General features: G+C 71.3%; 10 protein-coding genes and 1 pseudogene. 3 read left to right on the top strand and 8 right to left on the bottom strand.

Annotated elements, in window-relative coordinates:
• Positions 1-164 precede the first annotated feature (164 nt).
• Complete coding sequence (locus ACWCQ6_RS16995) at positions 165-488, top strand: plasmid stabilization protein (protein ID WP_451089885.1); 324 nt, start codon at positions 165-167, stop codon at positions 486-488.
• 27 nt (positions 489-515) lie between these two features.
• Here ACWCQ6_RS16995 and ACWCQ6_RS16990 read toward each other — a convergent pair whose 3' ends face one another.
• The 7 genes from ACWCQ6_RS16990 to ACWCQ6_RS16960 form a co-directional block, all read right to left on the bottom strand.
• Positions 516-2,903 (bottom strand): phosphoketolase family protein, encoded by a 2,388-nt coding sequence (locus tag ACWCQ6_RS16990; RefSeq protein ID WP_451089883.1) that lies wholly within the window; start codon positions 2,901-2,903, stop codon positions 516-518.
• Positions 2,904-3,135: 232 nt separating this feature from the next.
• Positions 3,136-4,560, bottom strand: coding sequence for an NADP-dependent succinic semialdehyde dehydrogenase (locus tag ACWCQ6_RS16985; protein WP_451089881.1), 1,425 nt, complete (start codon positions 4,558-4,560; stop codon positions 3,136-3,138).
• Between the two features lie 180 nt (positions 4,561-4,740).
• Positions 4,741-5,244, bottom strand: a complete 504-nt coding sequence (locus ACWCQ6_RS16980) for an ATP-binding protein (protein ID WP_451089879.1) — start codon at positions 5,242-5,244, stop codon at positions 4,741-4,743.
• Between the two features lie 151 nt (positions 5,245-5,395).
• On the bottom strand, positions 5,396-7,495 hold the full coding sequence (locus ACWCQ6_RS16975; protein WP_451089877.1) for a xanthine dehydrogenase family protein molybdopterin-binding subunit: 2,100 nt from the start codon (positions 7,493-7,495) through the stop codon (positions 5,396-5,398).
• Between the two features lie 42 nt (positions 7,496-7,537).
• A complete protein-coding gene (locus ACWCQ6_RS16970) occupies positions 7,538-8,524 on the bottom strand; it encodes an FAD binding domain-containing protein (RefSeq protein WP_451089875.1) in 987 nt (328 codons plus the stop codon).
• The gene (locus tag ACWCQ6_RS16965) at positions 8,521-9,087 is read right to left on the bottom strand and encodes a 2Fe-2S iron-sulfur cluster-binding protein (protein ID WP_451089873.1); all 567 of its coding nucleotides are present in this window, start codon (positions 9,085-9,087) and stop codon (positions 8,521-8,523) included. Before ACWCQ6_RS16965 ends, ACWCQ6_RS16970 begins: the two co-directional genes overlap by 4 nt.
• 123 nt (positions 9,088-9,210) lie before the next feature.
• Positions 9,211-9,600 carry a hypothetical protein gene (locus tag ACWCQ6_RS16960; RefSeq protein WP_451089871.1) on the bottom strand — a complete coding sequence of 130 codons (390 nt, stop codon included), beginning with the start codon at positions 9,598-9,600 and terminating at the stop codon, positions 9,211-9,213.
• 206 nt (positions 9,601-9,806) lie between these two features.
• Here ACWCQ6_RS16960 and ACWCQ6_RS16955 point away from each other — a divergent pair, with 206 nt between their 5' ends.
• A complete protein-coding gene (locus tag ACWCQ6_RS16955; RefSeq protein ID WP_451089869.1) occupies positions 9,807-10,139 on the top strand; it encodes a DUF6479 family protein in 333 nt (110 codons plus the stop codon).
• A gap of 134 nt (positions 10,140-10,273) precedes the next feature.
• Entirely contained in the window at positions 10,274-11,125 is an 852-nt protein-coding gene (locus ACWCQ6_RS16950) for a VOC family protein (protein WP_451089867.1), read from the top strand.
• Here ACWCQ6_RS16950 and ACWCQ6_RS16945 read toward each other — a convergent pair.
• Positions 11,065-11,331: pseudogene (locus ACWCQ6_RS16945) on the bottom strand (DUF6328 family protein); the annotation flags it as partial. The gene ACWCQ6_RS16950 and the pseudogene ACWCQ6_RS16945 overlap by 61 nt on opposite strands.
• Positions 11,332-11,445 lie beyond the last annotated feature (114 nt).

Here is an 11,445-nt window from a genome sequence, read left to right as displayed (position 1 = left end):
GAGGGATCGCGGCGGCCCTGCGCTACTGAACGGACCGGCGCGACGCCGCCCCCCTCCCCCCGGACCCGCATGCCTGAGGCATGCGGGTCCGGGGCGTCGCTGGGAGACTGGGGAGGGGCCCGCCGGGCCCCGGGGCAGGTCCCGGAGAGAGAGGTGAGGGCTCCATGCCACGCGGATTCAACGCCAAGCGGGAGAGGCAGTACGAACACATCAAGGAGAGCGCGCAGGAGCGCGGAGTCAGCGAGGAGCGGGCCGAGGAGATCGCGGCTCGTACGGTCAACAAGGAACGCGCCCGCGCCGGTGAGTCGAGGACGGCGAGCCGTACCTCCATCGAGGACATGTCGTCCTCGCGGCGCGGCGGTCTGCGCTCCCGCAGCGGAGCGGAAGGGCCCACCCGCGACCAGCTCTACGAAGAGGCGAAGAAGAAGAACATCCACGGGCGGTCGAACATGACGAAGGCCCAGCTGGCACGCGCGGTCGGCCGCTGAGCCCGCGTCGGGGGCACCGGGAGGGTGTCAGCCGCTCCAGGTCCAGCCGGCCACCTCCGGCAGGTCCGTGCCGTGTTCACGGATCCAGGCGTGATGGCGGGTGCGGACATCCGCCATCGCCTGGCGCACCGCCACGGCGCGCACGCCGAGGCCGGGCACCCGGTCGATGACGTCCATGACCAGCCGGTAGCGGTCCAGGTCGTTGCGGACCACCATGTCGAAGGGCGTCGTGGTGGTGCCCTCCTCCTTGTATCCGCGCACATGCAGCTGCGCGTGGCCCGCGCGCCGGTAGGCGAGCCGGTGGATCAGCCACGGATAGCCGTGGTAGGCGAAGATCACCGGTGTGTTCCGGGTGAACACCGCGTCGTACTCGGAGTCCGGCATCCCGTGCGGATGCTCCTCGCGGGGCAGCAGCCGCGCCATGTCGACCACATTGACCACCCGCACCGCCAGCTCCGGCAGATGCCTGCGCAGCAGGTCCGCCGCGGCCAGGGTCTCCAGTGTGGGTACGTCGCCGGCGCAGGCGAGCACCACGTCGGGTTCGCGGCCGCCGTTCTCCGTGCCCGCCCATTCCCACACACCGGCGCCACGGGCGCAGTGCGCGCGGGCCTGGTCGAGGGTGAGCCAGTCGAAGGAGGGCTGTTTTCCGGCCACGATCACATTGACGTAGTCGCGGCTGCGCAGCGCGTGGTCGGCGACCGAGAGCAAGGTGTTGGCGTCCGGTGGCAGATAGACCCGTACGACCTCGGGACTCTTGTTGAGGATGTGGTCGACGAAGCCCGGATCCTGGTGGGAGAAGCCGTTGTGGTCCTGGCGCCAGACGTGCGAGGTGAGCAGGTAGTTGAGCGAGGCGATGGGGCGGCGCCAGACCAGCCGACGGGATGTCCTGAGCCATTTGATGTGCTGGTTGACCATCGAGTCGACGATGTGGGCGAACGCCTCGTAGCAGGAGAAGAGACCGTGCCGGCCGGTGAGGAGATAGCCCTCCAGCCAGCCCTGGCACAGATGCTCGGAGAGCACCTCCATGACGCGTCCGTCGCGGGCGAGGTGCTCATCGGTCGGCAGTATCCGTTCCTGCCAGGCCTTGGCGGTGGCGCCGTAGAGGGCGTCGAGCCGGTTCGACGCGGTTTCGTCGGGGCCGACGACGCGGAAGTCGCGGCGCTCGGCGGTCGCGGCCATGACGGCCTCCAGCAGGCCGCCGAGCACCCGGGTCGGCTCGTGCAGCACGGTGCCGGGCTTGTCGACCTCGACGGCGTGGTCGTCCAGCGGCGGGATGGGCAGATCACGCAGGAGCAGACCGCCGTTGGCGTACGGGGTCGAGCCGAGCCGGGCGTCGCCCTCGGGCACGCAGGAGAGCACCTGGGGGCTCGGCCGCCCCGACGCGTCGAAGAGTTCCTCGGGCCGGTAGGAGCGCATCCACTCCTCCAGCTGCCGCAGATGGTCCTCGTTGTCCCGGACCCCGGGCAGCGGAACCTGATGGGCGCGCCAGGTGCCCTCGACGGGCACCCCGTCGACCTCCACCGGGCCGGTCCAGCCCTTGGGGGTGCGCAGCACGATCATCGGCCAGTGCGGGCGGCCGGTGTCGCCGCCGGTGCGGGCGGCGGCCTGCAGCTCCCGGATCCGGTCGACGGCGCGGTCCATCGCTGCGGCCATCGCCCGGTGGACGCCGATCGGGTCGTCGCCGCCGACGTACAGGGGATCGTGTCCGTAGCCGCGCAGCAGGGCGTCGAGCTCCGTCTCGGGAAGGCGCGCGAGCACGGTCGGGTTGGCGATCTTGTAGCCGTTGAGATGGAGCACCGGCAGGACAGCTCCGTCGTGCACCGGGTCGAGGAACTTGTTGGAGTGCCAGGACGCCGCGAGCGGTCCGGTCTCGGCCTCGCCGTCGCCGATGACGCAGGTGACGAGTAGTTCGGGGTGGTCGAGGGCGGCCCCGTAGGCGTGGGTGAGGGCGTAGCCGAGCTCGCCGCCCTCGTGGATCGAGCCAGGTGTCTCCGGCGCCACATGGCTGGGCACCCCGCCGGGGAAGGAGAACTGCTTGAACAGCAGCCCCATGCCTTCGGCGTCACGGCCGATGTCGGGGTACGTCTCCGAGTAGCTGCCCTCCAGCCAGGAGTTGGCGAGGACGGCGGGTCCGCCGTGGCCGGGGCCCCAGACGCACAGGCCCTGGACACCACGGGATCCGATGACACGGTTGAGGTGGGTGTACACCAGGTTCAGTCCGGGTGTGGTGCCCCAGTGGCCGAGCAGGCGCGGCTTGACGTCCTCCCGGGCGAGCGGCCGGGTCAGGAGCGGGTTGTCCATCAGATAGATCTGGCCGACGGCCAGGTAGTTGGCGGCCCGCCAGTGCGCGTCGAGTGCCGCGATCTCTTCGTCGGACGGGCCGGACGGGGTTGCCGGGCCGGGGGCGTTGCTCATGGATGTCTCCAGCCGAAATGCTCTGAGGCTTGTTTCGGAAGTGGCGTCGTCCGCCCGGAGGGCGGGGCCGGGGGCGTCCGGTGCGTGCGATCGCAAGGCGGAGGGAGAAGAGCGCAGCGGGCTGCGCCGACGACCGGCAAGCGGCGAGCAATGGGATCTCCCCCGCTCGAGCGAAGCCGAGAGCTTGGGAAGTGCCGGACGCCCCCGGCCAGGCGGGACATTCGAGCCCGCCCTAGGAGGTGGCGCCGACGGGCTCGGGGCCGTACCAGACCGTGGTCGCGTTGCAGAATGCGCGGATGCCCTGCCCGGCGAGCTCGCGCCCGTAGCCGGAGCGCTTGACGCCGCCGAAGGGCAGCGCGGGATGGGAGGCCGTCATGCCGTTGAAGAAGACACCGCCCGCCTCCAGATCGCGGACGCAGCGACGTGCCTCGTCCGGGTCGCGGGTCCATACGTTGGAGCTGAGGCCGAAGGGGCTGTCGTTGGCGAGCGCGATGGCCTCGTCCAGCCCTTCGACCCGGTAGAGCGAGGCGACGGGGCCGAAGGTCTCCTCGCGGTGGATGCGCATGGCGGGGGTGATTCCGGTGAGGACTGTGGGGGCGTAGAACCAGCCGGGCTCCAGTTCCGGGGCCAGGCCGTCGGGCCGGCCACCTCCGCACAGTGCGCTCGCGCCCTGCCGGAGCGCGTCGTCCACCAGATCCTCCAGGTCGGTGCGGCCCTGTTCGCTGGCGAGCGGTCCGATGTCGGTGGACTCCTGCATCGGGTCACCGACGGTCAGATCGCTCATACCCACGGTGAACCGCTCGGTGAACTCCTCGTACACCTCCGTGTGCACGATGAACCGTTTGGCGGCGATGCAGGACTGCCCGTTGTTCTGGACCCGCGCGGTGACGGCGGTGCGGGCGGCCCTGGCGACGTCCGCCGACGGCATGACGAGGTACGGGTCGCTGCCGCCCAGCTCCAGGACGGTGCGCTTCACCTCATCGCCGGCGATCGACGCGACGGAGCGGCCGGCCGGTTCGCTGCCGGTGAGGGTGGCCGCGGCGACCCGGCGGTCGCGCAGGATCGCCTCGACCGCCCCGGACCCCACCAGCAAGGTCTGGAAGCATCCCGCCGGGAATCCGGCCCGGCGGAACAAGCCTTCCAGATACATGGCCGTCTGCGGGACGTTGGAGGCGTGCTTCAGCAGGCCGACGTTCCCCGCCATGAGGGCCGGTGCAGCGAACCGTACGACCTGCCAGAGCGGGAAGTTCCACGGCATCACCGCGAGCACGGCGCCGAGCGGCCGGTAGTGGACGTAGACCCGGGAGGCGCCGGAGTCCCGCACATCGCCGGCGGACGGATTCTCGTCCGCGAGGAGTTCCTCCGCGTGGGCGGCGTACCAGCGCATCGCCTTGGCGCACTTGGCGGCCTCCGCGCGGGCCGCCTTGACGGGTTTGCCCATTTCGATGGTCATGGTGCGCGCGATGTCCTGCTGGTCCTCGTCCAGCAGCACGGCGGCCTGGTTCAGCAGGCGGGCCCGCTCGGCGAATCCGGTGGTCCGGTACTGCCTGAACGCGGATTCGGCTGCGTCGAGCCGCTGCTCGATCCCCGCTTCGTCCAGCGCTTGGAACGTTCTGAGGGTTTCGCCGTTCGCGGGATTGACCGTCGCGATGGGCATGGCCGTGTCCTCCTTGCCTCGGTTCTTCGACCGTGCCGCGCCGTGCGCCGCGCCGCAACGCGGGCCTCGCCGGGCGGACACCCGGCCGGCGCGGTCCGCTTGTGCGGTGTGCACGTCGTCCGCGCCGGAAGTGGGGGGAGCGCTCAGCGGTGCGGGAACCGGCGGTCCCGGTGGCCCGGCTCAGACGAGAGCAGGGTCGGCGGCCGTCACGGGCTCGGCGACGGGAGCGGCGGCCGCGGCGGGCGAGCGGCGGAACTCGCGCACCCCGGGCAGCGGCGGGAGCGGTGCCAGGCCGACGCTGTACGGCTCCTCGGCGTACCGGGTGAACCAGACGACCTTGCCCTCGGGTGTACGGCAGGTGCCCCAGCTGTCGCTCAGGGCCATGACTCGGCTCAGGCCACCGCCACCGGCGCTGAGCAGCCGGGGCATCCCGGAGCCGTTGTCGGCGACGGAGACCGTGAGATGCCGCCCGGACCAACGGAGTTCGACGACGCAGTTGTTGTCGTCACCGACATGCCGGTGGACATTGGTCAGCAGCTCCTCCACACCCCGGCACACCGGCCGGATGTGGAGTTCGAGACTCCAGTGGCGGAGGTGTGCCGCGATGATTCGCCGCAGCTGGGACACACGCTCTGCCGAAACCTGGAGTTCGACCAGATAGTGCCGGTCGAGTGGAACGGTCATCGTCGAGGCTCCTCACATCGAGGCCCACTTGTCTTCGCCCCGTTGAACAACGACCCCCCGAACACGAAGAGTGAGCAGATGTCACTTCTGGGTCATTCCTCAGGTTGACCCGATTGCACCGGTTGCGCAACACAGGGGACGACCGCCCAGGTCACAGGAGATACGGCAGCAGCGTGTCCGGTGTGAGCGGGAGACTGCGCAGTCTGATACCGGTGGCGTGCCGGACGGCGTTGCCGACGGCCGCGGCGGCGCCGACGATGCCGATCTCGCCGATGCCCTTGCTGCCCATCGGGTTGAGATGCGGGTCCTCCTCGTCGATCCAGTGCGCGTCGATCTCCGGCACGTCTGCGCAGACCGGCACATGGTAGGAGGCGAGATCACCCTCGGTGAAGTCACCGAAGACGGGGTCCATGGTGCTGGCCTCGGTCAGTGCCATGCCGATCCCCATGGTCATGCCGCCGATGAACTGGGATCGCGCGGTGCGGGAGTTGAGGATGCGTCCGGCGGCGAAGACACCGAGCATCCGCCGCAGTCGCACTTCTCCGGTCCTTGAATGCACGGCGACTTCGGCGAAGTGCGCGCCGAACGCGTGGCGCGCGTACGGGGATTCCCCCGCGGTCTCCTGCTGGGTGTCGGCGGCGACGGTGAGCCCCTCGGCGGGGACGGGGCCGGTGCGCTCGCCCAGCTGCCGCCGCAACAGGGTGCATGCCTTGTGCACGGACCAGCCCCAGGAGGCGGTGCCCGACGATCCGCCCGCCAGTGGGGCGTCGGGCAGTTCGCTGCTGCCGATGTCGGTCCGGACGTTCTCCACCGGGGTGTCCAGGGCGTCGGCCGCGATCTGCGCGAGCACGGTGCGGGCGCCGGTGCCGATGTCGGTGGCGTTGACCTGGATGCGGTACGAGCCGTCGGGGGCGGCGTGTGCCGAGGCGCTGGAGGGGGCGATGTACACGGGGTAGGTGGCGGCTGCGACGCCCGTACCGAGCAGCAGCGGCCCCTCCTCACGGATCGCGGGGCGCGGATCGCGGTCGTACCAGCCGAAGCGCGCGGCGCCCTGCTCCAGACAGGCGGCCAGGCCGCGGCTGCTGAAGGCGCGTCCGGAGTCCGGTTCGTTCGCCGGGTCGTTGCGGATGCGTAGTTCGACGGGGTCCGTGCCGAGGGCCGAGGCGAGTTCGTCCATGGCGGATTCCAGCGCGTACATGCCCGGGGCCTCGCCCGGTGCGCGCATCCAGGAAGGGGTCGGCACGTCCAGGGCGACCACCCGGTGGGCGGTGCGGCTGGTGGCGGAGCCGTACATGATCCGGGTCGGTACGGCCGCCTGCTCCACGAACTCCTTGACGGTGGAGGTGTGGGTGATGATCTCGTGGTCGATCGCGGTGAGGACGCCGTCGAGGTCGGCGCCGAGCCGGACGTGCTGGACGGTGGGGGCGCGATGACCGATCATGGCGGCCATCTGGCGGCGGGGCAGCGCGATCTTGACAGGACGCCCGGTGTGGCGCGCGGCCATGGCGGCGAGCACGGTCTGCGGGCGCGGGGTGCCCTTGGACCCGAAGCCGCCTCCGACGTGCTCGGAGACGGCGGTGATCTGCTGGGGCCGGATTCCGAACGCGGTGGCGAGGCTGTCGCGGACCTTGGTGGAGCCCTGGCTGGAGTCGTGAACGGTCAGGTGCCCGTTCTCGTCCCACTGCGCCGTCGTGGCGTGCGGCTCCATGGGGTGGTTGTGCAGCGCGCCGACGGTGTAGGTGGCGTCGATCTGGACGGGTGCCATGAGGAAGGCCCGGTCGGTGTCGCCGCGTTCGCGGACGGCGGGGTAGCCGCCGTTGACCGTCTCCGGGGTGTACAGGCCGGGGTGGTCCTCGGTCAGCAGGACGTCGTGCCCGGTGGTCTCGTACGTGATCCGAAGCGCCTCGGCCCCGGCGCGGGCGCCGTCCGGGGTGTCGGCCACCACGAGCGCGACGGGCCAGCCCCGGTGCGGGACCCGGTCGTTCTGGAGGACGGCGAGGATCGGGTCGTCGGGCTCCTTCAGCCGGGGGGCGTTGTCGTGGGTGAGTACGGCGTGCACGCCCGGCAGGGCCAAAGCCTCTTCCGCGTGGATGGCGTCGACGCGGCCGCGGGCGATGGTGGCGGGGACGGGGCGGCCGTACAGACAGCCCGGCGGGGTGTGCTCGGCGGCGTAGCGGGCGGTGCCCGTGACCTTGTCCCGGCCCTCACGGCGGACGACGGGGGTGCCCAGTGGTGGTGGGGCCTGGCTCATGACGGGGTCCTCACGGCTGGGGGTCGGCGTTGGTGCGGTTGCTCAACTGTCGGTGGCGAGCTCGGCGAGCGCATCGACGGCCAGGGTGCGGGCGAGGCCCACCTTGAACGCGTTGTCGCGCAGCGGGCGGGCCACGGTGAGTTCGGCGTCCACGGCCCGTGCGAAGGTCTCGTCGGTGGCCGGTGCACCCCGGAGCACGTCCTCGGCGGCATGGGCGCGCCAGGGCCGGTGGGCGAGTCCGCCGAAAGCCAGCGCGGCGTGCTCGATCCGGCCGGCGCGGACGCTCAGTACGGCGGCGACGGACGCGAGGGCGAAGGCGAAGGAGGCGCGGTCGCGGGCCTTGCGGTAGAGGGAGACGGCACCGTCGGGGCGCGGGGGCAGGACCACCTCGGTGATGAGTTCGTCCGGCCGGATCTCGGTGTCCCGGTCCGGGGTGTCTCCCGGCAGGCGGTGGAACGCGGTGGCGGACACGGACCGCTCGCCGTCCGGTCCGTGCAGCCGGACGGTGGCGTCGAGGGCGGCCAGGGCGACGGCCATGTCGGAGGGGTGGGTGGCGACGCAGTGCTCGGAGTGGCCGAGTACGGCGAGGGCGCGCAGGGCGCTGTCGCGGGCGGGGCAGCCGGTGCCGGGTTCCCGTTTGTTGCACGGCTTGGAGGTGTCCTGGAAGTACGGACAGCGGGTGCGTTGCATCAGGTTTCCGCCGGTCGTGGCGGTGTTGCGCAGCTGCCCGGAGGCGCCGGACAGCAGTGCCTGGGACAGGACGGGGTAGCGGGTGCGTACCGCGGGGTGGGCTGCCAGGTCGCTGTTGCGCGCCGTCGCGCCGATCCGCAGGCCGCCGTCCGCGGTGTCGGCCACCTGGTCCAGCGGCAGCCGGCTGATGTCGATGAGCAGTTCGGGGGCCTCGACACCGAGCTTCATCAGGTCGACGAGGTTGGTGCCGCCGGCGAGGAACACGGCGCCGGGGCGAGCGGCACTCTCCTGGACCGCTTCGTCGGCGGACCGGGCACGGAGATAGGCAAAGGGTTTCACGGCGCAACGTCCTCGATCGCCTCGACGATACGGGGGTACGCGCCGCAGCGGCACAGGTTGCCGCTCATCCGCTCGCGGATCTCGTCGGCGCCGAGCGGTGCCGGAGCCGATACGGGTGCGCATCGGGGGGTGGCATGGGACGGGAAGCCGTCCGCCGCTTCGCCGAGCATGCCGACGGCCGAGCAGAGCTGGCCGGGGGTGCAGTAGCCGCACTGGAGGGCGTCGCGGTCCAGGAAGGCTTCCTGGAGCGGGTGGAGCCGGCCGCCGTCGGCGAGGCCCTCGACGGTGATGACGGCGGCGCCGTCGTGGGCGACGGCGAGCAGCAGGCAGCTGTTGGCGCGCCGCCCGTCGACGACGACGGTGCACGCCCCGCACTGTCCGTGGTCGCAGCCCTTCTTGGCACCGGTGAGGCCGAGGTGTTCGCGCAGGGCGTCCAGAAGGGTGGTGCGGTGATCGAGCGTGAGCGTCCGCTCGGTTCCGTTGATCTGCAGTGTCAGGGTGGAACGGTCACCGGTCGCTGCCGGTTGTCGCGCACCGTCGTCCCGCCCGCGAGAGGGGTCCACGCACTCGCACCTTTCAGAGGTGGCCATTTGTCCGTTTTCTACCAGACGTGCGGCGCCTTCCGGTTCCATTGCTCCGCTGCCGGGCCGTGATCCGTCGGCCTGTCGGCCTGCCGGCCCATCGGCCTACCGGCTCGACAGCCGCAGCCGCACCTCTTCCTCCTGGTCGCCGGAGACGGTCCCGACGACCTTGACGTCGAAGGCGTGCGCCAGGCCCTGACGGAGCCGCTCCACCGCCCAGTAACCGCCCTGCGCATCGACGCTCACGGGAGCACCGAGCGCGACCGGCCCGGAGACCACCCTCGCCTCGGTGACGTCGACGGTCACCACCCACGCTGTGGGGCGCCTGCCCGCGAGGTTCTGCGGTACGTCCGCCGAGGCCCGGTCGGTGGTGAACGCGGCCCGCAGCACATCGAAGACCATCCGCGCGTCGGCCTTCTCGCATCCGCTGATGACGACCGAGACCTCCTGGACGTATCCGCTGTCCTCCGTCTGCTTCTCCTTGATGCTGTTCACCGCGGTTCCCTCCGCTCCGTGCCCCTGGGGCGATTCGGGGATGTCTCCAGGCTCACCCCGTGTCAGGGCGACGGCGACACGAGGCCGCCGCCATCCGAACGGATCGCGATCCCCAGGAGCGAAACGTCTTTCAGCTCATATCCACTTAAAACATGAATTCATATGAATTATTGAGTGAGGACTTCACCTCGGGGTATCCGGCAAACATGGACGTTTCGAACGCAGACCTGAGTTCGCTGGCCCTCACGCTCGCCGACGGCCGGGGCGCCACCGGGTCGTTGATGGGCATCGTCGGATTGGCGCTGGTCGCCGTGCTGATCGGCGCGGTCTGGCTCGGAATGCGGCGCCGGGCCCAGGAACTCCCACCACCCAGACCCGACGAGCAGCCACCACGGCCGGACCACCGCAGCCACATCGAGGAACGCGATGTGCACGGCGACGACCACTTTCCGCCCGACGGCCGGGGCCTTTCGCCGTACGAGCTCGGTGATCACGGGAACGAGCCCATCCCCCGCGAGACCGACGAGCAGCGCGACTGACCCCGCGGACTTCCCGACAACGGTCCGCGGCGGGGGCGTCGCGTGTTGCGGGGGCGGCGGCCCCCGGTGAGGCTGGTGGGGCCCGGCGGCCACGGGCGCACGCAGACCCCGCAACCCATGAAGGCAGAAGGACCATGACCGCAAGCCCCCCGGGGAGAGCGCCGACACGGGCGCCGCTGACCGGACCCGCAGCGCCCTGCTGGGTCAACCTCATGACCCGCGACCTGGAGTCGGCGCAGGAGTTCTACGCCGCAGTACTGGGGTGGACCTTCCGACCGGGGAAGCTGGGGCAGGAGTTCTCGGTCGCACAGCGCGGCGACGTACCGGTCGCCGGGATCGGCGCGGTGGCGACCGCCTACCGGGTGGCCGTGGCCTGGACGCCCTATTTCGCCGTCGCCGACGTCGACGCGGCCGCGTCGCGCATCCGTGAGCGCAGCGGCACGGTCGCCGTGGGGCCGATGGCTCTCGGCAAGGGGCGCGGGGCGCTGGCCGCGGACCGGGACGGTGCGGTGTTCGGCATCTGGGAGCGGGTCGAGCCCGCGGCCTCACCGCCCGCGCCGGACATCCATTCGCACGCCTGGCTGCGCCTGCACACCAGGAACGCCTTCGACGCCGCGATCTTCTACGGAGAAGTGCTCGACTGGGCGAGCGGGCGCCCTGGGGGCTGCGAGGTGTCGTACGAGAAGGACGAGGTCATCGTCGACTGCGACGGGCTCCGGCTCGCCCGGATCAGCTCCGGCGCGGTGGAAGCGGCGCCGGATCCGCTGGTCCGCCCGCACTGGCAGGTGCACTTCCCCGTCACCGATGTGCCGGCAACGGTCGCGGCGGCGAGGGAGAACGGCGGCAGTCTGGTAGAAGAGCAGACCCTGCCCGAGGGCAGCGAGGCGACCCTGCTGGACCCGGACGGCGGCCTCTTCACGGTCACGGAGACGGGCCCGATCAGCGCGGCGGCGGTGGCCGATCCCAGCATCACGGTGACCACGTAGATGGTGCGGTCGGTGTCCGAGAGTTCGGCGAAGCGGGGCTGGAAGACGACGGCAAGCAGGAAACCGAACAGGATCTGGACGCCGGTCTCGGCCACGCGCAGTTCCTGGAGCAGATCGGTCCACCGGCGGTCCGCTCGCTCCTCGGGCGTCTCGTGGCGGCCGTCGTCGCCGCCCTGACTGTCGGGAAGACCTGCTGTCGAGGTCACCGGGAGCCTCCGTCCGCATACCCGGAGTACGTCACCTTCCCCTCTCCCCACCGTAGCCGGTCGCCGGGTCCGGGGTGGCGGCCGGATGGTTCACCGGACCTCGACGATCGGTTC

The sequence above is a fragment of the Streptomyces sp. NPDC001880 genome (genome assembly GCF_053594575.1).
Note: the sequence above shows the minus strand (reverse complement) of the source record. Positions and strands in the feature narration are given on the sequence as shown.